At 68.8% G+C, this 25,393-nt stretch carries 29 protein-coding genes and 1 pseudogene; 4 read left to right on the top strand and 26 right to left on the bottom strand.

Going from position 1 to position 25,393, the window contains the following annotated elements:
* Positions 1 to 67: 67 nt before the first annotated feature.
* The 11 genes from hisIE to hisS all read right to left on the bottom strand — a co-directional run bounded on the left by hisIE (position 68) and on the right by hisS (position 9,390).
* Positions 68 to 691, bottom strand: coding sequence for a bifunctional phosphoribosyl-AMP cyclohydrolase/phosphoribosyl-ATP diphosphatase HisIE (hisIE, locus tag NR101_RS03185; RefSeq protein ID WP_256773890.1), 624 nt, complete (start codon positions 689 to 691; stop codon positions 68 to 70).
* The gene (gene hisF / locus NR101_RS03180) at positions 681 to 1,457 is read right to left on the bottom strand and encodes an imidazole glycerol phosphate synthase subunit HisF (RefSeq protein WP_256773891.1); all 777 of its coding nucleotides are present in this window, start codon (positions 1,455 to 1,457) and stop codon (positions 681 to 683) included. The genes hisIE and hisF overlap by 11 nt, the downstream gene beginning before the upstream one ends.
* Positions 1,451 to 2,185 carry a 1-(5-phosphoribosyl)-5-[(5-phosphoribosylamino)methylideneamino]imidazole-4-carboxamide isomerase gene (gene hisA / locus NR101_RS03175; RefSeq protein ID WP_256773892.1) on the bottom strand — a complete coding sequence of 245 codons (735 nt, stop codon included), beginning with the start codon at positions 2,183 to 2,185 and terminating at the stop codon, positions 1,451 to 1,453. The genes hisF and hisA overlap by 7 nt, the downstream gene beginning before the upstream one ends.
* The gene (hisH, locus tag NR101_RS03170) at positions 2,182 to 2,784 is read right to left on the bottom strand and encodes an imidazole glycerol phosphate synthase subunit HisH (RefSeq protein ID WP_256773893.1); all 603 of its coding nucleotides are present in this window, start codon (positions 2,782 to 2,784) and stop codon (positions 2,182 to 2,184) included. Before hisH ends, hisA begins: the two co-directional genes overlap by 4 nt.
* The gene (gene hisB, locus NR101_RS03165; RefSeq protein WP_256773894.1) at positions 2,781 to 3,854 is read right to left on the bottom strand and encodes a bifunctional histidinol-phosphatase/imidazoleglycerol-phosphate dehydratase HisB; all 1,074 of its coding nucleotides are present in this window, start codon (positions 3,852 to 3,854) and stop codon (positions 2,781 to 2,783) included. Before hisB ends, hisH begins: the two co-directional genes overlap by 4 nt.
* Positions 3,851 to 4,942 (bottom strand): histidinol-phosphate transaminase, encoded by a 1,092-nt coding sequence (gene hisC / locus NR101_RS03160; protein WP_256773895.1) that lies wholly within the window; start codon positions 4,940 to 4,942, stop codon positions 3,851 to 3,853. The genes hisB and hisC overlap by 4 nt, the downstream gene beginning before the upstream one ends.
* On the bottom strand, positions 4,939 to 6,234 hold the full coding sequence (gene hisD / locus NR101_RS03155) for a histidinol dehydrogenase (RefSeq protein WP_256773896.1): 1,296 nt from the start codon (positions 6,232 to 6,234) through the stop codon (positions 4,939 to 4,941). Before hisD ends, hisC begins: the two co-directional genes overlap by 4 nt.
* Positions 6,231 to 7,142, bottom strand: a complete 912-nt coding sequence (gene hisG, locus NR101_RS03150; protein ID WP_256773897.1) for an ATP phosphoribosyltransferase — start codon at positions 7,140 to 7,142, stop codon at positions 6,231 to 6,233. Before hisG ends, hisD begins: the two co-directional genes overlap by 4 nt.
* Positions 7,143 to 7,154: 12 nt before the next feature.
* Positions 7,155 to 7,481: a YerC/YecD family TrpR-related protein gene (locus NR101_RS03145; protein ID WP_256773898.1), complete on the bottom strand. Its 327-nt coding sequence runs from the start codon at positions 7,479 to 7,481 to the stop codon at positions 7,155 to 7,157.
* Positions 7,482 to 7,696: 215 nt separating this feature from the next.
* Positions 7,697 to 7,996, bottom strand: a complete 300-nt coding sequence (locus NR101_RS03140) for a hypothetical protein (protein ID WP_256777699.1) — start codon at positions 7,994 to 7,996, stop codon at positions 7,697 to 7,699.
* Positions 7,993 to 9,390 carry a histidine--tRNA ligase gene (gene hisS / locus NR101_RS03135; protein ID WP_256773900.1) on the bottom strand — a complete coding sequence of 466 codons (1,398 nt, stop codon included), beginning with the start codon at positions 9,388 to 9,390 and terminating at the stop codon, positions 7,993 to 7,995. Before hisS ends, NR101_RS03140 begins: the two co-directional genes overlap by 4 nt.
* Before the next feature lie 141 nt (positions 9,391 to 9,531).
* Between hisS and NR101_RS03130 the strand changes: the two genes are divergently transcribed.
* Complete coding sequence (locus tag NR101_RS03130) at positions 9,532 to 10,287, top strand: helix-turn-helix domain-containing protein (RefSeq protein WP_256773901.1); 756 nt, start codon at positions 9,532 to 9,534, stop codon at positions 10,285 to 10,287.
* A 115-nt stretch (positions 10,288 to 10,402) separates the two neighbouring features.
* On the opposite strand, the gene thrC is transcribed toward NR101_RS03130, so the two are convergent.
* From thrC to NR101_RS03105, 5 genes are all read right to left on the bottom strand, one after another.
* The gene (gene thrC, locus NR101_RS03125; RefSeq protein ID WP_256773902.1) at positions 10,403 to 11,698 is read right to left on the bottom strand and encodes a threonine synthase; all 1,296 of its coding nucleotides are present in this window, start codon (positions 11,696 to 11,698) and stop codon (positions 10,403 to 10,405) included.
* A 34-nt stretch (positions 11,699 to 11,732) separates the two neighbouring features.
* On the bottom strand, positions 11,733 to 12,659 hold the full coding sequence (locus tag NR101_RS03120) for a homoserine kinase (protein ID WP_256773903.1): 927 nt from the start codon (positions 12,657 to 12,659) through the stop codon (positions 11,733 to 11,735).
* Complete coding sequence (gene thrA, locus NR101_RS03115; protein ID WP_256773904.1) at positions 12,656 to 15,172, bottom strand: bifunctional aspartate kinase/homoserine dehydrogenase I; 2,517 nt, start codon at positions 15,170 to 15,172, stop codon at positions 12,656 to 12,658. Before thrA ends, NR101_RS03120 begins: the two co-directional genes overlap by 4 nt.
* Before the next feature lie 366 nt (positions 15,173 to 15,538).
* Positions 15,539 to 16,486, bottom strand: coding sequence for a DMT family transporter (locus NR101_RS03110; protein WP_256773905.1), 948 nt, complete (start codon positions 16,484 to 16,486; stop codon positions 15,539 to 15,541).
* A 71-nt stretch (positions 16,487 to 16,557) separates the two neighbouring features.
* Complete coding sequence (locus tag NR101_RS03105; protein WP_256773906.1) at positions 16,558 to 17,280, bottom strand: AraC family transcriptional regulator; 723 nt, start codon at positions 17,278 to 17,280, stop codon at positions 16,558 to 16,560.
* A 150-nt stretch (positions 17,281 to 17,430) separates the two neighbouring features.
* Here NR101_RS03105 and NR101_RS03100 point away from each other — a divergent pair.
* Positions 17,431 to 18,201 (top strand): annotated as a pseudogene (locus NR101_RS03100) (hypothetical protein); the annotation flags it as partial.
* 35 nt (positions 18,202 to 18,236) lie between these two features.
* Entirely contained in the window at positions 18,237 to 18,716 is a 480-nt protein-coding gene (locus tag NR101_RS03095) for a GNAT family N-acetyltransferase (RefSeq protein ID WP_256773908.1), read from the top strand.
* On the opposite strand, the gene NR101_RS03090 is transcribed toward NR101_RS03095, so the two are convergent.
* The 8 genes from NR101_RS03090 to NR101_RS03055 form a co-directional block, all read right to left on the bottom strand.
* The gene (locus NR101_RS03090) at positions 18,717 to 18,998 is read right to left on the bottom strand and encodes a hypothetical protein (protein WP_306175362.1); all 282 of its coding nucleotides are present in this window, start codon (positions 18,996 to 18,998) and stop codon (positions 18,717 to 18,719) included.
* A 186-nt stretch (positions 18,999 to 19,184) separates the two neighbouring features.
* Positions 19,185 to 19,634, bottom strand: a complete 450-nt coding sequence (locus NR101_RS03085; RefSeq protein WP_256773910.1) for a PA2169 family four-helix-bundle protein — start codon at positions 19,632 to 19,634, stop codon at positions 19,185 to 19,187.
* Positions 19,635 to 19,792: 158 nt separating this feature from the next.
* Positions 19,793 to 20,062 carry a PQ-loop domain-containing transporter gene (locus tag NR101_RS03080; RefSeq protein ID WP_256773911.1) on the bottom strand — a complete coding sequence of 90 codons (270 nt, stop codon included), beginning with the start codon at positions 20,060 to 20,062 and terminating at the stop codon, positions 19,793 to 19,795.
* Positions 20,062 to 20,784, bottom strand: coding sequence for a glycosyltransferase (locus NR101_RS03075; protein WP_256773912.1), 723 nt, complete (start codon positions 20,782 to 20,784; stop codon positions 20,062 to 20,064). The genes NR101_RS03080 and NR101_RS03075 overlap by 1 nt, the downstream gene beginning before the upstream one ends.
* A complete protein-coding gene (locus tag NR101_RS03070) occupies positions 20,781 to 21,368 on the bottom strand; it encodes a class I SAM-dependent methyltransferase (protein WP_256773913.1) in 588 nt (195 codons plus the stop codon). The genes NR101_RS03075 and NR101_RS03070 overlap by 4 nt, the downstream gene beginning before the upstream one ends.
* Positions 21,365 to 22,123 (bottom strand): PIG-L family deacetylase, encoded by a 759-nt coding sequence (locus tag NR101_RS03065; RefSeq protein WP_256773914.1) that lies wholly within the window; start codon positions 22,121 to 22,123, stop codon positions 21,365 to 21,367. The genes NR101_RS03070 and NR101_RS03065 overlap by 4 nt, the downstream gene beginning before the upstream one ends.
* Entirely contained in the window at positions 22,111 to 23,088 is a 978-nt protein-coding gene (locus tag NR101_RS03060) for an acyl-CoA dehydrogenase (RefSeq protein ID WP_256773915.1), read from the bottom strand. Before NR101_RS03060 ends, NR101_RS03065 begins: the two co-directional genes overlap by 13 nt.
* 1 nt (position 23,089) lies before the next feature.
* A complete protein-coding gene (locus NR101_RS03055; RefSeq protein ID WP_256773916.1) occupies positions 23,090 to 24,253 on the bottom strand; it encodes a zinc-dependent alcohol dehydrogenase in 1,164 nt (387 codons plus the stop codon).
* 150 nt (positions 24,254 to 24,403) lie between these two features.
* On the opposite strand from NR101_RS03055, the gene NR101_RS03050 reads away from it, so the two are divergent.
* Positions 24,404 to 24,580, top strand: coding sequence for a hypothetical protein (locus tag NR101_RS03050; protein WP_256773917.1), 177 nt, complete (start codon positions 24,404 to 24,406; stop codon positions 24,578 to 24,580).
* A gap of 5 nt (positions 24,581 to 24,585) precedes the next feature.
* Here NR101_RS03050 and NR101_RS03045 read toward each other — a convergent pair whose 3' ends face one another.
* Together NR101_RS03045 and NR101_RS03040 are read right to left on the bottom strand one after the other, a co-directional pair.
* Positions 24,586 to 24,813, bottom strand: a complete 228-nt coding sequence (locus NR101_RS03045) for a hypothetical protein (RefSeq protein ID WP_256773918.1) — start codon at positions 24,811 to 24,813, stop codon at positions 24,586 to 24,588.
* A 113-nt stretch (positions 24,814 to 24,926) separates the two neighbouring features.
* On the bottom strand, positions 24,927 to 25,358 hold the full coding sequence (locus NR101_RS03040; protein ID WP_256773919.1) for a BLUF domain-containing protein: 432 nt from the start codon (positions 25,356 to 25,358) through the stop codon (positions 24,927 to 24,929).
* Positions 25,359 to 25,393: the final 35 nt, after the last annotated feature.

Genomic DNA, 25,393 nt, shown 5'->3' with positions numbered 1-25,393 from the left:
ATTGTAAAGCGGCACATCATCGCGTGTGCCGCGTTTCACCGACGTTAAACGGCACGCGCGGTCGCGCTCAGCGTGCGTGCCGCGTTGCCAGCACCTGCACCGCATCGTCCAGCGACAGCCCGCGCGCGCGCAAAAGCACGATCAGGTGGAACAGCAGGTCCGCCGATTCACCGAGCAGCGCGGCGTCGTCCTGCACCACCCCCGCCAGCGCGGTTTCCACGCCCTCCTCGCCCACCTTCTGGGCGATGCGGCGGGTGCCGCCTTCGAACAGCGTGGTGGTGTAGCTGCCGGCCGGGCGCTGCTGCTCGCGCTGCAACACCAGCGCATCCAGGCGGCCGAGGAAGTTGCCCGGTGCCTGCGCGAAGCAGCTTTCGCTGCCGGTGTGGCAGGTCGGGCCGGCGGGGCGGGCGCTGACCAGCAGGGTGTCGCGGTCGCAATCGATGCGCACGGCGACCACGGCCAGCACGTTGCCCGAGGACTCGCCCTTGGTCCACAGCCGCTGTTTGCTGCGGCTGTAGAAGGTCATGTGCCCGGTGGCCAGGGTTTGCGCCAGCGATGCGGCGTTGGCGTAGCCCAGCATCAATACCGCCAGGGTATCGGCGTCCTGCACCACGACCGGCAGCAGGCCATCGCCCTTGGCCCAGTCCAGCCCGTCCAGGGCCTCGCGCGAGGGCAGTACTTCAATAGACATCTCGAACCTCGATCTGCTGCGCGCGCAGGAACTGCTTGAGCGCGGGAATGGCGATGGCGCCACTGTGGAAAACACTGGCGGCCAGCGCGCCATCAACGTCGGCCTGGTCGAACACGTCGGCGAAGTGCTGCATCTCACCGGCGCCGCCGGAGGCAATCAATGGCACCTGGCACAACGCGCGTGCCTGGCGCAGCTGGGCCACATCGTAGCCGCGGCGTACGCCGTCACTGTCCATGCAGTTCAGCACGATCTCACCGGCACCGCGGCGCTGCGCTTCCACCAGCCAGTCCAACGTACGCACGGGGACCGCCTGGGTCTTGTCCGGATCGCCGCTGAAGCGGCGCACCCGCCATTCCCCGTCCGCCTCGCGCACCGAGTCGATGCCGACCACCACGCATTGCACGCCGAAGGCATCGGCCAGTTCCTCGATCAACGCCGGGCGACCCAGTGCCGGCGAGTTGATCGAGATCTTGTCGGCGCCGGCATACAGCACCCGGCGCGCGGTCTCCACATCGCTGATGCCGCCGGCCACGCAGAACGGAATATCGATCAGCCGCGCGATGCGCTCGATCCACGCCACGTCCACCGCGCGCCCTTCCGGGCTGGCGCCGATGTCATAGAACACCAGCTCATCGGCGCCCTGGTCGCGGTAGCGCAGCGCCAGTTCGGCGATGTCGCCCATGTCCACGTGATCGCGGAAGCGCACGCCCTTCACCACGCGGCCGTCGCGCACGTCCAGGCAGGGAATCAACCGGCGGCTCAGCATGCGAGCGCTCCCTGCAGGGTCATGCGGCCTTCCAGCAAGGCCTTGCCGAGAATGGCACCACCGCAACCCACCGCCTTGGCGTCGGCCACGTCGGCGGCGCTGCGCACGCCACCGGAGGCCTGCACGGCCACGCCCGGGAGCAGCGCTGCCAGATGCTGGTACAGCCCGATGTTGGGGCCGGACAGCATCCCGTCGCGGGCGATGTCGGTGCACAGCAGGTGCCGCATGCCGGCCTGGGCATACCGCGTGGCCAGCACGTCAAGCGTGTCCTCGGCGGTTTCTGTCCAACCATGCACCGGCAGCAGCCAGCGGCCGTCGTCGGCCTGGCGGGCGTCCAGTGCGATGGTCAACCGCTCCGGGCCGAACTCACCGAGCCAGCCGATCACCGTTTCCGGCTCGCGGACCGACACCGAGCCGACCACTACGCGGGTCGCGCCGGCATCGAGGATGCGCGCGACGTCGTCGCGCGAGCGCACGCCACCGCCGGTCTGCACCTTCAGCGGGGTCTGCTGCGCGATCGAGGACAGCAGCGGAGAAAGCGTGTAGCCCCCCGCCCGCGCGGCATCCAGATCGACCAGGTGCATCCAGTCCGCGCCGGCGTCGGCAAAGGCCTGCGCACGCGGCAGCGGGTCGTCGCCATAGGTGGTCTGCTGCGCGTAGTCGCCCTGCAGCAGGCGCACCACGCGGCCTTCGCGGATGTCCAGGGCGGGATAGACGGTGAAACTCATGTCGATTCGTTCTCGATGAAATTGCGCAGGATCCGCGCGCCGGTGGCGGCGGACCGTTCGGGATGGAACTGGGCCCCGCTATGGCGGCCACGCTGCACCACGGCGGCAAACAGGCCGCCGTGGTCGCAGGCCGCCACGGTGTGCTCACCCAACGGCGCGGCGTAGCTGTGCACGAAGTACGCACTGGCACGCTCGGGTACGCCTGCTAGCAGATCCGATTCGCGCAGCGGCAGCAGCCGGTTCCAGCCCATGTGCGGCACGCGGATGCCGGTGGCCGGATGCAGGTGGCGCACCACCCCCGGCATCAACCCCAGGCATTCCACGTGGCCTTCCTCGGAGCCCTCGAACAGCAGCTGCATGCCCAGGCAGATGCCCAGCAGCGGCACCTCCAGGTCGCGCAGCGGTTGCACCAGGTCCTGCGCATGCAGGCGCGCCATGCCATGCGGCGCCGCGCCCACGCCGGGCAGGATCACCCGCGACACCCCGCGCAGCCCCTTCGCATCCCGCACCAGCCGCACCTGCACGCCCAGCCGCTCCAGCGCATAGCGCACCGAGCCAAGATTCGCGCCACCGGCATCGATCAGCGCGACCTCGCTCACAGCGCCCCCTTGGTGCTCGGCAAGGCGGTGCCCTGCCGCGGCAGCGCCTGGCGCAACGCACGCGCCAGCGCCTTGAAACAGGCCTCAACCTTGTGGTGGTCGTTGTCGCCGCGCACGCTCAGGTGCAGGTTGAGTCCGGCCGCATCGCACAGCGAGCGGAAGAAGTGCGGCACCAGCTCGGTGGGCATATCGCCCACCCGCTCGCGCTTGAACTCGCCCTCGAACACGAAATAGGGACGCCCACTGAAATCCAGCGCAGCGCTGGCCAGGGTCTCGTCCATCGGCAGGGTGAACCCGTAGCGGCCGATCCCGCGCTTGTCGCCCAGTGCCTCACGCAACGCCTGGCCCAGTGCCAGCCCGGTGTCTTCAATGGTGTGGTGCTCGTCGATGTGCAGGTCGCCCTCGGCCTGCACGCTCAGCGCGAACCCGCCGTGCTTGCCGATCTGCTCCAGCATGTGGTCGAAGAACGGCAATCCGGTATGGGTCTGCGGCTCGGCGGTGCGGTCCAGGTCGACCTCCACGCGGATCTTCGTTTCCTTGGTATTGCGCTGCACGACGGCGCGGCGCGGCGCATCGGCCAGTTCATGGGCGATGCCGTTCCAGTCCCAGTCGCCGCCGAACTGCCCGGTGCGCAGCTGGAAGCCGCGGATCTTCATGTTGTCGGCGAACTGGATGTCGGTAGGCCGGTCACCGACCATCGCCGAGCGGGCCCAGTCGATGCTGCGGTCCTGCAGGTAGGACAGCATCATGCCGATGCCCGGCTTGCGGGTCGGCGCGTTGTCGTGCGGCCAGGTGCCGTCGATGAGCACGTCACGGAAGACGATGCCCTGGCTGGCGAAGATCTGCAGCATCAGGTCGTTGGGACCCTCGAAACTGGCCTGCGGATAGCCTTCGCTGCCGAGGCCGTCCTGGTTGCTGACGATCACGAACTGGTAACCGGCATCGCGCAGCTTGAGCATGGCCGGGATCACATCGCGCACGAAGCGGATCTTCTCGTACGCATCGATCTGGAAATCGGCCGGCTCCTCGATGAGCGTGCCGTCGCGGTCGACGAACAGGATGGGCGTCATGCGGCAACCCTCCGTACCGACAGCGCACTGAGCACGCGATCGTTCTCCAGGGCGCTGCCCACGGTGATGCGCAGCGCGTCGTGCAGCTGTGGCGCGGCGCGCTGGTCGCGCACCACCACGCCCGCATCGAGCAACGCGTCGAAGGCCTGCTGCGCATCGGCGAAGCGGACCAGCAGGTAGTTGCCCTGCGAGGGATAGACCCGCAGCACGCCCGGCAGCACCGCCAGCGCCTGTTGCAGGCGGTTGCGCTCCAGCTTGATCCGCTCCACGCGTGACGCCGTCAGCTGCAGGTTGCTTTCGCTCAGCCCGGCCAGGGCCAGATCGGCGCACGGGCCGGGGATCGGATACGGGGCCTGGCAGCGGCGCAGCAGCTGGATCAGCGCCGGTGCGGCGATCAGGCTGCCAATCCGGGCCGCCGCCAGCGCGTGCGCCTTGGACAAGGTACGCAGCACAGCGAGGTTGTCGTACGTTGCCAGCAGCGACACCGCCGACGGCAGCGCCGCGTACTCGGCATAGGCCTCATCCACCACCACCAGCGCCCTGCCCTGCAGCGCACGGGCCACCTGCTCGATCTGCGCCAGCGCGATCGCGCTGCCGGCCGGATTGGACGGTGAACACAGGAATACCAGCTTGGCGTTGCCGGCCAGCGCGGCGGCGATCACCGCATCGATATCGACGTTCAGTGCGTCGCCGTCATCGCGCAGCGGCACCTCCAGCAGCGGTGCATTCTGCAGGCGTGCGCACACCGCGTACATGCCGAACACCGGCGGCGTCACCAGCACCGCATCCCGGCCCGGTTCGCACAGCGCGCGCACCAGCAGGTCGATCGCTTCATCGCTGCCGCGCCCCATCAACAATTGATCCGGGGCGCAGCCATAAAGATCGGCCAGGCGGGCGCGCAAGGCAGCCGGCTGCGGGTCCGGATAGCGGCGCGCGCGGCCTTCGCTGTCGGCCGGGTTGGCCCAGGCCGATTCGTTGGCATTGAGCCACACATCGCCCACCAGCGCACTGCTGCGCGCCGAGGAATAACCCGCAAAGGCCTGCAGGTCCGGGCGCACCAGCGACATCACCGACGACGAGGCGCTCATGCGGCGGCCTCCATGCGCAAGGTCACCGCGTTTTCATGTGCGTCCAACCCTTCGGCGCGTGCCAGCACGCGCGCGCAGCCACCGATCGCGGCGATGCCCTGCGCGGTGGCCGACTGCACGCTGATCAGGTTCTGGAAGCTGGCCACGCTCACCCCGCTGTAGGCGCGGGCGGCGCCGGCGGTAGGCAGCACGTGGTTGGTGCCGCTGCAGTAGTCGCCCAGTGCCTCGGGGGTGTAATCGCCCAGGAACACCGAGCCGGCCGCTTCGACCTGCTCCAGCCACGCACGCGGTTCACGCAGGGCCAGGATCAGGTGTTCGGGGGCGTAGCGATTGCTGATCTGGAAGGCCTGTTCCAGCGAATCGACCCGGATCAGCTGCGAGGCCTGCAACGCCTGCGCGGCGATATCCGCACGCGACAGCCGTGCCAACTGCGCCTGCACTTCGGCGGCCACGCGGTCGAGCATCGCCGCGTCGTCGGTAAGCAGCAGCACCTGCGAATCCGGGCCGTGCTCGGCCTGCGACAGCAGGTCGGCGGCCACGAACGCCGGGTTGGCACCCGCATCGGCGATCACCAGCACTTCCGACGGCCCGGCCGGCATGTCAATCGCCGCGGCACCGTCCTGCGCCACTTGCTGCTTGGCTTCGGTCACGAAACTGTTGCCCGGGCCGAACAGCTTGTCGCAGGCCGGCACGCTGTCGGTGCCATAGGCCATCGCGGCGATCGCCTGCGCACCGCCGAGCTTGAACACCCGGTGCACGCCGGTCAGGCGCGCGGCCACCAGCACGGCCGGATCGGCGCTGCCGTCCTTGCGCGGGGGCGTGCACAGCACCACTTCGCGGCAGCCGGCCAGCTGCGCCGGCACGCCGAGCATCAGCGCGGTGGACGGCAACGGCGCGCTGCCGGCCGGTACATACAGGCCGACGCGACCGATCGGACGCACGACGCGCTCGCAGCGCACGCCCGGTGCGGTCTCCACCGCATAGCCCTGGCTCATGCCCGCCTGGTGGAAGGTGCGGATCCGCGCAGCGGCATCGGTCATCGCCTGGCGCAGCTCGGCGGACACCGCCTGTTCGGCCGCGGCGAATTCCGCCTCGCTCACTTCGAAGCTCTCCGGCGCCACGCCGTCGAAGCGCAGGGTGATCTCGCGCAGCGCGGCATCGCCGCCCGCGCGCACCGCCGCGATCAACGCCGCGACCGATTCACGGGTGCGCCCCGCCACGGCCTGGACCGGGCGTTGCAAGGCCTGCGCCTGGGCGCCGGCATCCAATTGGGACCACGTCAGACGATTCATGCCAGCGACCGCTCCACGCTCAACACCATCAACCCCTGCGCACCGGCGCGTTCCAGGTCCTCCAACCGCTGCCAGGTCAACGCGCCGTGGCACATCGTCTGCAAACGCAGGTGGCCGCCGTCATCGGGCAACTGCACCAGCGGGTCGGCATCGGGCAGCAGCCGGGTCAGCTCGGACACCCGGTCCAGCGCGGCGCGGAACATCAGCAGCTTGCTGTCCTGGACCTTCACCACGCCATCCAGGCGCCGCAGCAGCATCGCCATCAGGCCGGCGCGGGCGTCATCGGGCGTGCGCACCGGACCGGCCAGCACTGCTTCGCTTTCGATCAGGGTTTCCACCGGCTTGAGCTGGTTGGCGGCCAGGGTCGCGCCGCTGGACACCAGGTCGCAGATCAGGTCGGCGGTGCCCAGCCGCGGCGCGATTTCCACCGACCCGGACAGTTCCACCACCTGCGCGTCCACGCCGCGTGCGGCCAGCCAGTCGGCCAGGATCGCCGGATAGCTGGTGGCGATGCGCTTGCCGGCCAGTTGTTCCACCCCGGTCCATTCCCACTCTTCGGGCACCGCCAGCATCAGCCGGCACTGGCCGAAGTTGAGTCCGCGCAGCGCCTGGTAGGCATCGGGCAGGCCGAGTCGACGGCGCGCGGCCCCCTGCTCGTCCAGTTCATTGCGGCCGACGATGCCGAAGTCGCACACGCCATCGGCGATCAGCCCGGGGATGTCGTCATCGCGGACCAGCAGCAGGTCCACCGGCAGCGATTCGCCGTAGCAGAACAGCTTGTCGCGGCTCTGCCGCCAGCTCAGCCCGCAGGCGGTGAGCAGGCTGCGCGCCGGCTCGGCCAGCCGCCCGCTCTTCTGGATGGCGATCCGCAACCGGTCACGGGCCGGGGCGTTCTGGGTTGCACTCATGGGGGCGGCTCTCTACTCGGATTCGGGGGGTGTGGGCGCGGCGGTCACGGCGATGGCGGCGGCATAGCCACCGTGGCCATGGTCCAGCGAGCGCGCCACGCGCCCGGTGGTGGTCACGCTCACACCGGTCAATTCATGGATTTCGCGATACGGCACGCCCTGCTGCAGCAGCGGCACCACCTTCCAGCGGTCGGACAGCGCCTCCAGCTCGGCCGGGGTGCACAGGTCGCGCAGGAAGGCAGTAACCGCCTCCGGGTCGGACAGCGCGGCAAACGCACGCGCCAGCGAGGCCAGATCGGCCTGGGCGTCTTTCTCGCGGGGTACGGGACGTAGTTTCATCGTATCAATGTAATAGCGTGCTATTACATTAGCGCAAATGGCGGCGCTAGGTCAAACCGCCCTACGGCCCACAGTGGGGGCCGTTCAGTCGCTGAAAACGAAAAACGCCCGGGTCGCGGGCGTCGGGGGGGTCGGTCGTGGTAGAGCCGACCCATGGTCGGCTGCACAGCAAAAGGGAGGGCGGCAGCCGGGCGCCAGCAAAGCAACCGAAGACGCTATCGCGCCTTGCAACGCACCTCGGCGCGCAAGGCCCCGCTGCGCAGGCACTCCCCCAACAGGGTGCCCTGGCGGCTCGGGATCGGCTGCACGGCCTCCAGCGCCCCTGCCCCGTCTGGACACTGCTTGCCCGCCAACGCGCGCAGGTCCTGCTCAAGCTGGCGCTGGTCGATCACATGACAGCGATCAACCACCAACCGGTAATGTCCCGGAGCGATCCGATCGCTGTGCAGCGCCGGATCGCTCCGGCAGGCGCAGAGCAGGAGCAGCAACAGCGCCCCTGCCACTACCCGCTTCACGGCATGACCTTGGCCTGCTCCAGCTCCACCTGCAGGGTGCTGGCCAATTCGTCGCGCGAGACCTCGAACTGCTGCTCGCGCAGCAGGTCCTTCACCGCCACCACGCCACGCGCCAGCTCGTCCTCACCGGCCAGCACCACGAAGCGGATGCCCGCCTTGGCGGCGTACTGGAACTGCTTGCCGATCTTCTTCGGCTCCATCTGCACTTCGGCGTTGATGCCGCCCACGCGCAGGCGACGGGCGATATCCAGCGACTGCGGCAGGCTGGCGTCGTCCATCAGCGCGACCAGCGCATGCACGCTGCTGTCTTCGATACCGGCAATCAGACCGGCCTCGCGCAGCTGCCAGAACAGGCGGGTCAGGCCGATGGAGATGCCCACGCCCGGCAGCTTGGACTTGCTGTAATGGCTGGCCAGGTCTTCGTAACGGCCGCCCGAGCAGATCGAGCCGATCTGTGGGTGGTCGGTCAACGTGGTCTCATAAACGGTGCCGGTGTAGTAATCCAGGCCACGGGCGATGGAGAAATTCAGGCAGTACGCGGTTTCCGGCACGCCCAGCGCCTTGACCAGCTCCAGCACTTCACGCAGCTCGGCCACGCCCACCTTCAGCGTGTCGCTGGCGGCCGCGTCGGCCAGCAGCGCGTCCAGCTGCGCCAGCGCGTCGGCGTGGCTGCTCGACCGCACCGCGACGAACGCCAGGATGCGCTCCACCTGCTCGGCCGGAATCTCGAAGCCCTCGCCCACCAGCGTCTCGCGCACGTAATCGGCGCCGCGCTTGTCCAGCTTGTCCACTTCACGCAGCACCGCCAGCTGGCGTTCGCCGTCGGCCACGCCCAGGCTTTCGAAGAAGCCGCGCAGCAGCTTGCGGTTGTTCAACTGCACCGAGAAATCGCCGATGCGCAGTTCGGCGAACACCGCGTGGATCACCGCCAGCACTTCGGCGTCGTACCGCGTGCTCAGCGTGTCCTTGCCGATCACATCGATGTCGCACTGGTAGAATTCGCGGAAACGGCCACGCTGGGCGCGCTCGCCGCGGTACACGCGCTGCATCTGGTAACGGCGGAACGGGAAGGTCAGGTCGTGTTCGTGTTCGGCCACGTAACGGGCCAGCGGCACGGTCAGGTCGAAGCGCAGGGCCAGCTCGGGCAACGCCTTGTCGCCCGCGTCGGCGGCATTGGCCAGCGCACCGGTGGACTGCACGAAATACACCTGCCGCTCGGTCTCGCCGCCGGACTTGGTCAGCAGCACGTCGGACAGCTCGAACACCGGGGTCTCCACCGGCAGGAACCCGAACCGCTCGTAATTGCGGCGGATGACGTCCAGCATGCGCTGGAACGCGATCTGCTCGCGTGGCAGCAATTCCATGATGCCGGGCGGCGTACGGGGCTTGATCACTTGCGGAACTCCTGCGAATCGGGGGGATGAGCGAGGTGCATATTCTAGCCGCAGCCGAACCGGCGGGCCTGCATCCATCGCTCCGGCCCGGGCCCGCGGCCGCATGACGTATCATAAGCAGGCCCCGCTCCCTGGTTCGACATGACCCGGCCCCACTCCGGTACCGCGCTTCCCGCCGTTGAAGATCCCGCCAGCCCGGGCTGCGCGCCGCTGCGCGACTGCCTGCACTGCTCGGTTCGCCACCTGGCGGTGTGTTCGGCACTGTCCCCGGACGAGGGGCAGGCGTTGGAGCGGGTAACCGTGTCGCAGGCATTGCCGCTGGGCGCCACGCTGGCCCGCGCCGGTGAGGCACGCCAACATGTCTATACGTTGACTGCCGGCGCGTTGCGCCTGGTCCGCACCCTCGCCGACGGCCGCCGCCAGATCAGCGGTTTCGTGCTGCCGGGCGACTACCTGGGCCTGACCGGCAGCGACAGCCACCGCTACGACATCGAAGCGATCGCCGACAGCCGTGTCTGCCGCGTCGCGCTGCCGCAGATGAAAGACCTGCGGCAGCGTTATCCGCATCTGGAACGCAAGCTGCTGCAGCGCGCGTGCCAGGCGCTGGATGACGCCCAGGATGCCGCGCTGTCGCTGGCCCGCCTGCAGCCGGCCGAAAAGCTGGCCGATTTTCTGCTGCGGCTGGCCGCGCGCGAAGCCATGCTGGGCGCGGACGGGCTGCGGGTGACGCTGCCGATGGGGCGCGGCGACATCGCCGACCACCTCGGCCTGACCATGGAAACGGTGAGCCGTACGTTCACCAAGCTGCGCCAGCAGGGCCTGATCGCCCTGCCGCATCTGAACACCGTGGAGATTCTTGACGAAGCGGGACTGCAGAGGCTTTCCGGCGCGGAGTGAGGCGGTGGCCGCGTTGTGGCGCGGGTGGAGGGGTTCGGGCGAGAGCCTGCCGAGCACGGCTCGGCACTACCGTTGATCCAGGGGCGGCTGCCCGCCTGCCGAGCGTGGCTCGGCATTACCGTAGATTGAGGAGGACCTCGCGCAGCGCTGGATAATCCGGTGCACAGGGTTCGGCGTGTGCCGGGCGCTGGAGCAGGTCGGCCAGCGCCGGGGGCACGTCCAGCGCCTGGCCGATCAGCGGTTCCACCACCGATTCGAACTTGGCCGGGTGCGCGGTGGCGGCCACCGCCCAATCGCCCTGCACGCCTTCGCTGCGCAGCTGCTCCAGCAGCACGATGGCGGTGGCGGTATGCGGGCAGAACAGTTCGCCGGCCTGCGCCCAGCGCCGCGCGATGAGGTCGCGGATCGCCGCATCGTCGACGGCCTCGACACGGAAATCGGCACGCAGCGCGGCATCGTCGTCGGCGTACAACCAGCGCAGCCGTTCGAAGTTGCTCGGTGCTCCCACGTCCATCGCATTGGCCACGGTCGCCACGCTGGTGGCCGGCTGGTAGGACCCGCCATGGAAGAACCGTGGCAGCACGTCGTTGGCATTGGTCGCCAGCGCGATCCGCCCCAGCGGCAGCCCCATCGACCGCGCCAGCACCGCCGCCATCGCATTGCCCAGGTTGCCGGTCGGCACCACCAGGTTGAGCACCTGCCCGGTGGCCACGTGATGCTGCAGCGCTGCATGCGCGTAGTAGCTCATCTGCGGCAGCCAACGGCCCAGGCTGATGCTGTTGGCCGAGCTCAGCGGCACCTGCGCCTGCAAGGCGCGATCGCCCAAGGCCTGCTTGACCATCGCCTGGCAGTCATCGAAGGCGCCGGCCACGCGCAGGGTATGGATGTTGTCGCCGAAACAGCCCAACTGATGGGCCTGCCGGGGTGACACGCGCCCGTCGGGATACAGCACCACCACGCGGATGCCCGGCTGACGGTGGAAGGCAGCCGCCACCGCCGCACCGGTATCGCCGGAGGTGGCGACCACGATCGTCAGCGGCTGCGCGCGCTCCTGCTGCAGCTGGGCCAGGCTGGCGGCAAGGAAGCGCGCACCGAAGTCCTTGAACGCGGCGGTGGGGCCATGGAACAGCTCAAGCACGTGATCGCCCGGCGTACTCAGCGTGCGCAGCGGCGCGGGAAAATCGAACGCCTGCGCGCACAGTCGGTCCAGCTGCGGGGCCAACGCGTCGCCCTCGAAATAGGCGGCGAGCACCGCTGCGGCATCCTGCGCCAGCGTGCCATGCGCGCGCCATGTCCGCGCCCGTGGTCGCTGCGCCGGCACGTAAAGTCCGCCATCCGGGGCAAGCCCTGCGGCGATGGCCTGGCTCAGGGTCGCGGCAGGCGCGTTGTGGCGGGTGGAGACAAAGTTCATCGGCGGTCCTGGAGAAAAAGGGGAAACACGCGGCTCACAGCAACTGCGCGCCGGGGGCGTTCAACGGCGACACCCAGCCCTGGCTGTCGAAACCGGCCTCGGCGAAGGCCTGCTGCACCGCCGCCTGTGCGGCCAGCGCCGCGTCGCGATGCTCGAACCAGGCAAATACGCTGGGGCCGGCACCGGAGATGCTGGCGCCCATCGCACCGGCAGCCAGCGCGGCATCACGCGCTGCAGGGAAGCCGGCAATCAGCCCGGCGCGGCGCGGCTCGACCAGCACATCGCGCAGCCCGGCGCGGACCAGCGATGCATCGGCGTTGAAGCATCCGCTCAGTACCAGCGCCAGGTTGGCGCTCTGCTGCACGAACTCGCCCAGCGCATAACTGCCCTGCAGCGCGGCGCGTGCACGGCGGGTTTCCAGCACCGCATCGGGATGCACCAGCAGGCTGTGCCAGGCATCCGGCACGGGAATCGGCACCAGCCGCTCGGCCGTGCTCAACACCAGCCCCCCGAGCAGCATCGGCCCGACGTTGTCACCATGCCGGCCGCCACTGGCCACCGCCTCGCCGGTCAGCGCGAACGGATACAGCGCCTGCCGCGACAACGGGGCGTCCAGCAGCGCGTTGGCCGCCACCAGCGCGGCCACGCACGATGCCGCCGAGCCGCCCATGCCCGAGCCGAGCGCGATGCCCTTGTCGATCTCCACCTCGAAGCCGAACGGCAGCGCCAGCGCCTCGCGCAGCGCGATCAGTGCCGCACCGGCCGTGTTGTCGGCGGCGTTGAGCGGCAGCGCGAACGGCGTGCCACGGATCGCCACGATGCGCACCTCGGGCGTGGCGATGCGACGCACGCTGACCGTATCGCCGACTCCGGCGATGGCATGCCCAAGGATGTCGAAGCCCACCGCCGCATTGCCTACCGACGCCGGCGAAAACGCACGGGCACTGTCACCTGCACTCACAGGCGTGCCCCTTCACCGACCGCTACCCGCAGCACATCGGCGAACACGCCCGCGGCGGTCACCTCCGGCCCGGCACCGGGGCCCTGCACCACCAGCGGGTTGTCGCAGTAGCGCCGGGTGGTGAACTGCACCACGTTGTCGGTCAGGCGCAGAGTGGCGAAGGCGTGCGCGGCCGGCAATTCCACCAATCCCACCTGCGCACCGTCAGCCGACAGCCGCGCCACGTAGCGCAGCACCGCCCCGCGCGCACGGGCTTGGGCGAGCCGCTCGGCGAACAGCGCGTCCACCGCATCCAAGCCGCCCATGAACTCCTCGACGCTCGCCTGACGCAGCACCTCGGGCACAAGGCTTTCCACCTGCACCTGCTCCAGGCTCAACTCGCGCCCGGCCTCGCGGGCCAGGATCACCAGCTTGCGCGCCACGTCGACGCCGGACAGGTCATCGCGCGGGTCCGGCTCGGTATAGCCCATGCCCCGCGCCTGCGCGACCAGCTGCGAAAACGGTACCTGGCCGTCGTATTTGTTGAACAGCCACGCCAGCGTGCCCGAGAAAATGCCGTCGATGGCCAGCACTTCGTCGCCGGTATCGACCAGGTCGCGCAGCGTGGTGATCACCGGCAGCCCGGCGCCAACGGTGGCCTCGTAACGGAAGCGCGCACCACTGGCGGCGGCCGCCTCGCGGATCGCGTGGTAGCGCGGCAGCGGACCGGCACCGGCCTGTTTGTTCGGGGTGACCACATGGATGCCCGCTGCCAGCCACCCGGCATAGCGATCGGCAACATCGGCACTGCCGCTGCAATCGATGATCAGCGCGTGCGGCAGGTGCGCCGACAGCAGGTGCTCGGTGAATGCGTCCAGGTCGGTGGGTGCGCCCGGGCCGGCCAGGGCGGCACGCCAGTCGCCGTGCACACCGCGCTGGTCGAGCAGCATGCGGCTGCGCGAGGCCACCGCGCGCAGCCGCAGGTCCACGTTGGCCCGGCCCAGCAACTGGGTCTGTGCCGCCTGCAGCTGATCGAGCAAGGCCGCCCCGACGTTGCCCGGGCCGATCACGCCGACCGAGAAGGTCTGCGGCGACAACCAGAAACCGGCGTGTGCGGCGCGCAGCGCCTTGGTCGCATGGCGGCTGTCCACGGCCACCGAGATGTTGCGCTCGGACGAGCCCTGCGCGATCGCCAGGATATTGACCTGGGCGCGGCCCAGCGATTCGAACAGGCGCGCGGCCACGCCCGGCTGCCCGGCCATGCCATCGCCCACCGCCGCCAACACGCTGACGTTGTCGGTGAGCTGCACGCGCTGCACCTGGCCCAACGCCAGCTCATGCGCGAAGGCCTGCAACAGCGCATTGCGCGCACGCGCCGATTCGGCCTGCCGGACCACGCAGCAGATCGAATGCTCGGAAGACCCCTGCGAGATCATCACCACCGACACCTGCGCATTGCGCAGCGCGGCGAACACGCGCTCGGCGGTACCCGGCACGCCGATCAGGCCGGTGCCTTCCAGGTTCAGCACGGCCAGGTCGGGGCTGAGCGTGAGGCCCTTGATCGGACCGGACACGGTGCGCTCGGCGGTGATCCGGGTACCCGGATGGTCGGGCCGGAAAGTGTTGCGGATGATGATCGGCAGGCCGCGTTCGATCGCTGGCGACATCGTCTGCGGATGCACTACCTTCGCCCCGAAGTAGGCCAGCTCGCAGGCCTCGTCGTAGCTGAGCGCATCCAGCTGCACCGCTTCGGGCACCACCCGCGGGTCGGCCGACAGCACGCCGTCCACGTCGGTCCAGATATGCAGCTCGTCGGCATCGAACAGCGCGGCAAAGATCGCACCGGAGTAATCGCTGCCGTTGCGGCCCAGGGTGGTGATGCGGTCGCGGCGATCGCGCGCCACGAAGCCGGTGGCCACCACGCGCGGGCCCGGATGCGCCTGCCGCCAGGTCGCCAGCCGCTGCGCGCTCTGCACCCAGTCCACGTCCACGCCCAGCTCGCCACGGTCCACCACCAGCACATCGCGCGCATCCAGCACCGCGCAGTCTTCGCCCAGGGTCTGCAGGTACTGGCCGAGCAGCTGCGCCGAATACACCTCGCCCAGCCCCTGCACGCGGTCCAGCACTTCCACCGGCAACTCGCCGATCACCGCCAGCGCGCCCAGTACTTCGGCCAGGTGGTCAAAGCGCGCATCGAACCATTCCACCGTCGGCCCGGCCTGTTCGCCCAGCATCGCGACTGCCGCGCCGCGGTGCCGCGCACGCAGCGCATGCCAGTGGTCGCGCCAGTGCGGCGCATCGTCGGCCGCCAGGCCGGCCAGCGCGATCAGCGCATCGGTGACGCCCTTCATCGCCGAGACCACGGTGACCTGCACCGCTTCGTCGCGCGCCAGCAGCAGCTGGGCGACATGGCGGTAGCGCTCGGCGTCGGCCACCGAGGTGCCGCCGAACTTGTGCACGACCGTGGAGGTGGCGGCCCGCAGGACCGGGGCGGCAGGATCAGCAACAGCAGGCAGGACGGCGACGGAAGACATGTAGACCTCGATTCGAGGCCCCGCGTCGGGTCAGGTTGAAGGCGCTCCCCCGCAACCTGTTCCGGGTGCGGGGCCGTTGTTTTCGGAAATTACGCGAAGACGACGGGCCGCACCGGGCGAGTGGTGACGGTGGTAATGGTGGTGGTACCGGTGCTCCGGCCGGCCACGGCTCGATCGACCGCAAGGGCGGCGATGCACGGCTGGGCGGTGGCGGCGAGGGAGACCATGGGTCAAGAAAACAACGCCGGCGGGGGACTTGTCAAGTGTTGCAGTGCAAAAAATCCACGCGCGCAACATGCCGGTAACGTCGGCAAACAAGTTGCGAATGAGACCATCCAGCTGGCGCAATGCCCTTGGCCCAAACGCTCATCCCGCGTGCTCGGCAATCGCGCGGGGTGGGCGATGTGCGTGCGCACACATCAGCACGCCGGCGATCAGGCAGACGATCGCCACGGTTTCCATCGCGGTCGGCAGGCGGTGCTGCCAGGCAAAGCCGTAGAGCAGCGCGAACAGCGTTTCGAACACGATCATCTGCCCGGTCAGGGTCAGCGGCAGGTTGCGGCTGGCGCGGTTCCAGCATGCATTGCCCAGTACCGAGGCCACCACCGCCACCCCGGCGCTGATCAGCCAGAACCAGCCCCAGTCGGCCGTGACATGCGGGGTGTTCTGCAGCGCGAACGCGCTGGGCACCAGCAGCAACGCCAGCCCGCCGGTGGCCAGCCCGGTCAGCAACGACCAGTCGTGTCCGGAGATATCCGGGCGCCGCGCCAGCCAGCGGCTGTTGCCGATCGAGTACACCGCCCAGGACAGCAGCGCGCCGACCGCGCACAGCAGCCCCAGCGCACGCTGCCCGGTCGAACCGCCGGCGTGCTCGGCCTGCAGCGCCTCGTAACCGACCAGCCCGACGCCGAGCAGGCACAGCAGCAGTGCCGGCGCCAACCGTCGCAACGGCACCGCGCCTTGCTCACGCACGCCGGCCAGCGTCACCACCACTGGGATCAGCCCCACGATCAGCGAGGCGGCCGCGCCGCCGGCCCACTGCACCGCATTGGCCAGCAGCACGAAATACACCAGGTTGCCGGCCAGGCTCAGCCACAGCAGGCCGCGCCATTCGGCCGCGCCGATCCGCGTGCGCAGCTGCCGCCAGCGCGGCGCCAGCAACACCACCGCGATCAGCCCATACACCAGGTAACGCCCGGCCGACAACTGCACCGCGCTGAAGTGGCTCAGCATCGCCGGGGCCAGGAACACCACGCCCCACAGCGCACCGGCGGCGATTCCGTTGGCGATGCCAACTCCCATGGATCGATTCATCTGCGCGTGCGGGTCATTGCTGGAGGAGTGCGCCAGTGTAGGCACGCGCGCGCCGTCGATCTTGACCCAGGCTACTGCCGGTGGCGCCGCCGGTACTCGGCCGGGGTCATCCCCCACTCACGACGCAATGCACGGGTCAGTGCGCTCTGCTCGGAGTAACCGGCCTGCTGGGCGATGCTGGCGATGGACAGCGTGCTTCCGGCCAGGTGGCGGCGTGCGCAGCGCAACCGGCACGCGCTCAACCATGCCAGCGGGGGCATATCCAATGCCGCGCGGAACAGCGCATGCACGCGACTACTGCTGACCCCGACCGCGGCCGCGATCCGCTCCACCGGCCAGGCCTGCCCTGGCGACTGTTCGATGCGCGCGCACACGGCCTGCAGCCGCGTCGCACTGCCCGCCAGCGAAAACGCGTGCAGCAGCAGCGGCAATTCGCGCGCCACCACGGCACCATCGATCCGCGGCGGCAAGCCCGCACTGACCCGTTGGGCCATCGCGCGGACCTCGATCGGCAGCGCCAGCACCGGGTGCTCGTCCAGCCGTTGCAGGGTGTCTTCGTCCAGCAGCGCGACCGGACAATCAACGATCAGGAACCGGTCATCGGCCAACGCGGACTGCGCATGCCCGGCCCACGGCGCCACGAACGCGCCCTGCCACACGTCCAGCCGCGCACCGCGCCCGTCCAGCTCGAACGCCAGTTCGCCATCCACCGGCAGCACCCATTGGGCGAAATCATGTCGGTCCACACTGGACGCGCGACCGTAGCGACGCAGGTTGAAGGCGGCAGCAGGCATGGACGTGGGCAGACAGGACGCGCGTGAACCGTGGGAACGATCAGTCTGCGCGCGCGCCAGGCGTGACGCAATCCAGCGGGGCGGCCGTCCCCCGCTGATATAGTCGGCCGGTCCTGTCCGCATGGAATGCACACTGTGACGTCGCCTGGAATGCCCCGCCCTGCCCGGATGCGCTGCTTCGCCCTGCTGGGCCTCGCGCTCACCTGCCTCCCCTTGACCGCCGCGGCCGTCGCCCCACGCGAACCGACCCGGATTGCGCCCGGCCCCGGCTGCCTGGATGCGCGCGGCCTGCGCGACATGAACCAGACCGACGCCGACAGCGTGACCGTGCTGGCCGCCGACTACCAGCCGTGGCGCGTGCGCTTCCAATCTGCCTGCCCCGGCGTGGACGATGCCGCCGAAGCGGTGCTGGAAGCGCCTTCGGGCTGGGCCTGTGGCGGTCCCGATGAACAGGTGCGCGTCGATGGGCGTCTTTGCCCTATTGCCTCGGTGGCGCGCATCGACGCGCGCGAGTTCGCCGCGCAGGCCAAGCTGAGCGACGCGCGCACGCTGAAAACGTTGCCCACCGTGCAGGTGGCGGCGACCTCGGAAACCCGCAGCCGCTTCGGCGCCTCGCCGGCCTATTGTTTCAGCACGCGCGCCCTGCGCAGCTGGTCCGAAGATCCCAAGGGCATCAAGGTCGAAACCAACCCCAAGCGCTCCGGCGGCAACCGCTATTACCGCGTGGAACTGGGCACGTACTGCCCGGAGGTCAGCAACGCGCCGGAGATTTCATTCCGCTCCGGCTTCGGCAACGGTCTGATCTGCGGCAATCCTGGCGACCGCATGATGGCCAGCCAGGCCATGCCCGGCGATCTCCGCCGTCAGAGCAACCCGCGCAACTACCTGGGCTGCGCGGTCATGGCCGTGTATCCGATCCGTTGAAGACTTCCCCTGATCGTGCGACTGGAACCGCCATGACACTTGAACGCATCCCGCTGAGCCAGAACCCCGCCCTGCTGCCGACCGTGGCCGCCTGGTATTTCACTGAATGGGGCAGCCACCTGCCCGGCCGCACCGAGGCCGACGAATGCCAGCGGCTGGAAGTATTCCTCCACGACGCCGCCCTGCCCCTGCTGCTGATCGCCCTGGATGACGGAGAACCGATCGCGGCGGCGCAGTTGAAATTCCATGAACGCACCGAGCGCCCGGAGCGCCAGCACTGGCTCGGCGGCGTCTACGTGCGCGGCTCGCACCGCGGCCGAGGCATCGCCGCCGTGCTGATTGAAGACCTGATGACGCGCGCCGCCGCCCTGGGCGTACGCGATGTGTACCTGCAGACCGAGGCCGACGACGGTGGTCTGTATCGCCGGCTGGGGTGGATGCCGCTGGAGTCGGTCGAACATGCCGGGGGCTTCCCGGTGCGGATCATGCTGCGGCGGCTGGCGCCGCGCTGATCAGCGGGTGCTGCGCATCGGCTGCGGTGCCGGCCGGTCGGCCAGAGAGCCGAGGGTAAAGGTGTAGCCGGCTTCTTCCAGCAGCTTGCGCATGCGCAGCTCCGCGCGCTTGGGATACGCCAGCGACAGCGGCGCATGCAACGCATAGGACGTGGATTTACCCGGCATCGTGTCGCGGGTGACAGACGACTGATTCGTTTCGCAGGCATTGGACCACAGGTCCGACAGAACCTTCGGCCCGATGGATTGATTGTTGCCTAGGCGAAGCGTCAGCCAACGCATGTGTTCCATAGCAGATCCAAGCAGCCCTTTCGATCGAGTATGCACCAATTCCCCCTGCCCCGTACGTGTGCGTGCGGTCGCCCGGACGCAGACAGCCCCGGACGTGCCGGGGCTGTCTGCGCGGTCCGCGCGTTCATCTGGAACGGATCATGCCGAGGCGATCCGTTGCCATCGCAGAGCAGTCGATCAGTGCTTCATCGCATGCTTGCGGTCACGCATGACCGCATGGCATTCCTGCACCTGCGGCAGCAGGCGCTGCACTTCCTGGCGCGCTGCCGGCGGGGTGTCGGCGTCGGTAAGGGTGTCCTTGAACGCCTTCAGCAAGCGGTCCTCGGATTCTTCCAGCTCGGCCACGTAGCCGTACTGGGTGTCGCCGAGCGTGGCGCGCACCTTGCCGTAGAACTGCTGCATCGAGCCGACCACGGTGCCGTGCTCGGCCGGCTTGCCACCCGCGGCCAGAACGGTGGCGCTGAGCGAACGCACGATCTCGTCCTTGACCCCGGCGATGCGGGTGAACAGCGACGACAGCTCGGTGTCTTCCACCTTGCCGGCCGCTTCGGTGTAGAACTCCTTACCGTCGCGGGCAATCTCGATCAGGTCGTTCAAGGTATGGGTGGTCTTGGTTTCGGTAGTCACTGATGTTGCTCCTGTAGAGGACGGGTTGCCCGTTTGGGTGAGTCCACTTTTAGCGATCGGGAATGAAGTCGGCGTGACATCCAAAACGCGCGGTTCAGCGACGTATGCGCGATGAAATGCAGGTGTTGTGCGCGCGTGTTCATCACGCGATTGGGTCGTCACGAAGACGCGCGACGGCGCTTGATCCAGGACAGGCATTGGCCTGCGATCGCGGTCGCGAGCACCAGGCTGTTGGTGACCACGAATACCCAGGAATGCAACGCGATGCTGTACAGGATGAACAGCACCGAGGCCGTGATCTGCCCCACGAACAACCACGTCGAAACCGCTTGCGCATCCTCGGCGCGCCATTGCTTCCAGATCTGCCGCCAGAGCGTGGCCACCAGGACGAGGGTGGCCGCCCATCCGAGCAGATCAACCGCCGCCATCAGCACGCGCCTGCCGATTTTCGCCCGATGTTGGGCAACGCCAGCCCCGGAACGCCGCCGTCATGGCCCACCTGCTGCTCCAGGCGCTTGAGGAAGTCGCTGAAGCCCCGCGTCGCGCGGGCATGACGGCGTGCACTGGTCACGACCTGGGGTGCGGCCAGCCGGGCAACACGTGCACCACTGTTCTGGATCGCCTCGATCAAGGCCACATCCTCCCCGGACACAAGCGGCAGGAATCCGCCGCTGTCGCGGTAGGCAGCCGCACTGAAACCCATGTTGGCGCCGTGCACGTGTGCATGCCCATCATGCAGGTGCTCGCTGGCCAGAAAGCGCTCCTGCACCGTGGGCGCGTAATCGAGCCAATCCTCCACCGTCACCACCCCGCAGAACGCGCCGGCACCGCAGTGCAACTGTTTGACCAGCCAGTCCCCGGGCACGCGGCTGTCGGCGTCAGTGCACCCGATCCAGCGCGCACCCAGCGCCAGCGCAACTTCGCTGGCCGCCGCACGGGCGACGCCAACGCAGCCGGCTTCCACGCACACGGTGTGCACGCCCAATCGCCTGCATATCTCCGCAGTCGCGTCGCTGCAGCGGTCCAGCGCCACCACGATGGCGACCGCCTCGCCGTCCAGCGCGCAATGCGCAGCCGCTACCTGCAGCGCCTGCAGGCACGGGCCGATCATCTGTTCTTCGTTGTGGGCCGGCACGATCGCGGCAATCATCGCAGCCCCTCGTGTTGCGCCACCGAGCGCGTATCGCGCGACCACCCCTGCAGGACCATGTCAGCGTCGGACCAGGAAAAGACCCGGGTCAGCAGTGCATCCAGCTGCGCGTGCACGAAGTCCGTGCTGCAGCGCGCCTGCGCGAATGGCGGGCGCCAATGGCAGGCGATCAGCACGCCCTGCGGACCCAGCGATGCGACCAGGCGCGCCGCCATTGCCTGCATGTCCGCTTCCTCCAGGTAGTAGCCCAGTTCGCTGAACACGATCAGGTCGAACGGGTCCTCCGGCCAGTCCTGCGGGTGCTGCGCGCGCTCCACCGTCACATGCGGCTGCCCGGCCACGGTCCGGCGCGCCGCGGCCACGGCCTCTTCACTGAGGTCGGTGGCCAGCAACTGGGCGCAGCGCGGTGCCAGCGCGGCGGTCAGCACGCCGTTGGAGCAGCCCAGTTCCCAGGCGCGCAGGTAATGCGCCTGCGGCAGGCTCGCCAAGGTCAGCGCGCGTTTACGCGCTTCGTACCAGCGGGTGCGGTACTCGAACGGGTCCTCGTTCTGGTAGATCGCATTGAAGTACGCGACATCGCTCATCCAAGCAGTACCTCGTAATCACGCTGGAAACGTTGCAGCACCGCATCGGGCAGGATCGGGGCGCAGTCCAGTCCCGGCGCGGTGCCGGTCTGGGTGCCGAACTGGCCGATGGCCACCCGCTTGCGCTGCTGCACCTGCGGGGACAGGCGGAAACGGAACGCCGGCGACCACGCGCGCGCGGCCTGCTGTGGGTCCAGCCAGTGCCAGCCCCACACGGGAAACTCCCGGCGCGCGCAGCCCCGGTGCGACGCGGCACGCGCGCAGGCACGCCCCACCGCTTCATGGTCGGGATGGCCGTCCAGCATCCACGGGGCCAGCACCAGATCGTCTTCGCGCAGCAAGGCCAACAGGCGCGCGGCAACCTCCGCCTCATGCTGGGTCACCGTACCGTCGCCGATGTGCCACGCATGCCGTTGTGCATGGGTCAGCCCAAGGCACGCCAGCGCGCGATCCAGTTCGCGCTGGCGTTCCTCGCGCAATCGCTGTGGCAGCCAGAGGGAATGGTCGGGGTAGCACGCCTCGCCGTCGGTCACCGACACCACCAGCACCGGCAGCCCAGCGCTGTGCGCGCAGGCCATCACTCCGCCGCAGGCAAGCACTTCATCGTCCGGATGGGGCGACACCACCACCACGCGGGCAATGCCGGCGAACAGCGTCTGCGGCGTCTGTTCCGGCAGCGATTGCAGCCATGCGCAGGACTGCCACTGCGCCTCGCTGATGCCGTTGCCATCGATCTGGCGGTCTACAAGCTCCATGGCCGCCCCGCGCGATGACAGTCCATGCCCAACTGCTGCCAGTCGCGGTCGGCGTGGCTCTGACGGATGAACACGGTCAGATCGCTCCAACGCCGCGCATGGTCCTGGTCCAAGCACATGGGGCCCGGGCCCAGCCCGCGCGCGACCAGGTCCAAGGTGTGCACGCAGGCCCGCTCGACCACGCTTCGCGCACGCAGCACCTCGGTCATGTGCGGGTGCTCGGGCTGGGCGTCCAGCAGTGCCGCCAATTCGCGCAGCAGCGACGCGCACGGGGAAAGCGCCATATCCACTTCGCCCAGCAGCACCGCAGCGGTGCCGGCTTCAGCGGTCTTTGGCGAGCGGCGGAGCGGTTCGGCCAGTGCCGCCGCCGCGCCGAACCAGCATGCGGCGATACCCGCACCGCCGTGCCAGAAGCCCGGACGCTCCAGATACGCATTGGCCTGCCCGACCTCGACCGCCGGTACCTGCCGGAAGTGCGCGGTACTGCTGGGCACGCGCCCCATGCCGGTGGCCTGCCAGTCCTGTGCCTGGCAGCCGAGGCGGGCATTGCGCAGATCAGCGCGGAACAACCGCGATTGCGTGCCGTCACGCACCGTCACCAGGGCGAAGTCGACCCACTCCGCACCTGAGCACCACGGCTTGTCGCCGCTCAACGTGCCCTGCTGCGCATCGAACGCCAGCGTCGCGGCCGGCCCTTCGGCGGCCCATACCGCACCGAGTTGTCCGCGCTCGGGCGGACCTGCGCCCAGTTCCTGCAGGATCGCCTGCGCGTCGTAGTGCGCCTCCAATACCTTGGCAAGGCACAAATCCTGCGCGGCGATCTGTGCCAGCGACTGCCAGCGCAGCAGCGTATCGCCACCGCCCGGGGGTGGCAGTGCAGGTTGCCGGGCCAGCCAGTCACGCGCCTGGCGCACCAGCAACGGCGTTGCGAGGCGGGAAGCGGCGATGTCCACGACGGTGGCCATGTCAGGGCGTCAGGATCACCTTGCGGCAATCCTCCTGCTTGCGGTCGAAGATCTCATACCCCTTGGCCGCATCTTCCAGCGCCATGCGATGGGTGACGATCACGCCCGGATCGAGGTTGCCCTCGGCGATATGGTCGAGCAGCTCCGGCATCAGCCGCTGCACGTGGGTCTGGCCCATCTTGAAGGTGAGCCCCTTGTCGAACGCGTCGCCGAGCAGGAAACCATGCACGAAACCAGCGTATACGCCGGGAATGCTGACCGTGCCGCCACGGCGCGTGGCGGCGATGCACTGCCGGATCGCCACGCCGCTGCTGCCCTCGACCTTGAGCGTGGTCAACGCCGACTCCAGCGCACTGCCCTCGGCTTCAAAGCCCACGGCCTCGATGGTGGCATCCACGCCACGACCGTTGGTCTGGGTCACGATGTACTCGGCCGGATCCCCCACTTGGGTGAAGTCGATCGGCGTAACGCCGTAGGTCTGCTGGGCGAAGGCCAGCCGGTAGGGCAGATGATCGACCATGAAGATCGTCTCCGCGCCCAGCAGGCGGCAGCACGCCGCGCTCATCAGACCGACCGGACCGGCGCCGAAGATCGCCACGGTGGAGCCTGGCTTGACCCCGGCATTGAGCGCGGCCTGGTAGCCGGTCGGCAGGATATCGGACAAGAACAGCACCTGTTCGTCGGACAGGCCGTCGGGGATGCGCAGCGGTCCGACGTTGGCCTTGGGCACACGCACGAATTCGGCCTGCCCTCCGGATACACCGCCGTACAGATGGCTGTAGCCGAACAGCGCCGCCGGTGGGCGGATGCCTTTCTGATTGACCGCCGCGCCCTTGCCGCTGTTGGTGGTCTCGCATGCCGCGAATTCGGTAAGCCGGCAGTGGAAGCACTCGCCGCAGGCGATCACGAAGGGAATCACCACCCGGTCGCCCGGTCGCAGGTCGCTCACCCCTGCCCCGACTTCTTCGACGATGCCCATGAACTCATGGCCCAGCACGTCGCCGGTGTGCAGGTCGGGAATCTTGCCGCGATACAGATGCAGGTCCGAGCCGCAAATGGCGGTGGCGGTCACGCGCAGGATCAGGTCGTCCGGCGCGGCCAGCACCGGATCGGGGACAGTGTCGACCCGAACGTCTTTGCTGCCGTGGTAGGTCAAGGCGCGCATACAGTGCTCCAGCAGATAGGTACCGCCTTGTTAACGCGTGCGGCGTACCGGGGCCGTGACTTCGACGTGTGGGGCGTGTCCATGCGTGGCGACAGAACGTTCACCCGTACAGGCGGAGCGTCTGCCCACACCACCTGTTGGAGCGCAGCGATGAACACCGACAAGCCGGTATCCGGCAATCCTGAAGATGATCAGCAGAAGGCGTTTACGCCGGACAAGACGCGCAACGATTCAGCGCGCTGGAAGGACAAGGACATGCCCGACCAGGGCAGCGGCAAAGGCGAAGTGAGTCCGGACGACTACGAAAAGCCACCCACCCCGCGCTGAAGCGTTCAGCCGCCGGGCTGAGGCGCGTGGCCCGGTGCCGGCGGTTCTTCCACCGGCGCGTCGGCTGGCGGCGGGTCGCGCTCGGGCGGTACTTCACGGGGTGGATCCTGCGCCGGCGGGTCCGGGGTCACCGGTGCTTCCACCGGCGTTGGCGCCGGAAGTGGCTCCTGCGGTGCGCCGGGCATGGTTTGGCCAGTGGGCTCATTGGGCAGTCCGAGGGCGTTGCTGTGCATGGATGAATCTCCTTGGGCTGGCACCCAGCATCGCCGTACCGATGTAAACGCGTGGCGAGAGTTGCGCGGCACGTGCTGACACGCAATTGACGCGCATCAGCACACCTCCCGGCTCAGCCCTCGTCCGACCAGAACTGCATCAGCAGCGCCAGACCGTCGTTATCGCTACGGTCGGTTGATATCTGCGGCAACATCCTCGACTCCCAGCGGCTGCGCTCGATGCGCTGCAGGATCGAGGCCTCGGTATGGCGGCAGGCCATCGACCACTTCGAAAAATACCGTTGTGCCACCTCACCGCGCATCAACACGCGGATACCCGAATGCCGACGTGAGCGCTGCACGCGGAGAAAAGCCGCCGACACCGCCGCCTCGCTGCCTTCCATGTACTGCAGAAAGCGCTCGCCATCGAAAAGCAGCACGCCGGTAACTTTGGCGACCTGGTTGAGGGCCATGGCGTCGACCATGATGCTGTCAAGGTAGCCGTTGTCGAGCTTACCGGCAGCATGGCTGACGTACACGAGGGCATGGAGGGGTGGGCTGCTCATAGGCCGCATTCTAGACGGGCCCGAATCAAGGGCGC

The organism is Stenotrophomonas sp. Ste86 (assembly GCF_024519465.1).
Lineage (GTDB): Bacteria > Pseudomonadota > Gammaproteobacteria > Xanthomonadales > Xanthomonadaceae > Stenotrophomonas.
This window is presented reverse-complemented; position numbering and strand designations above follow the sequence as displayed.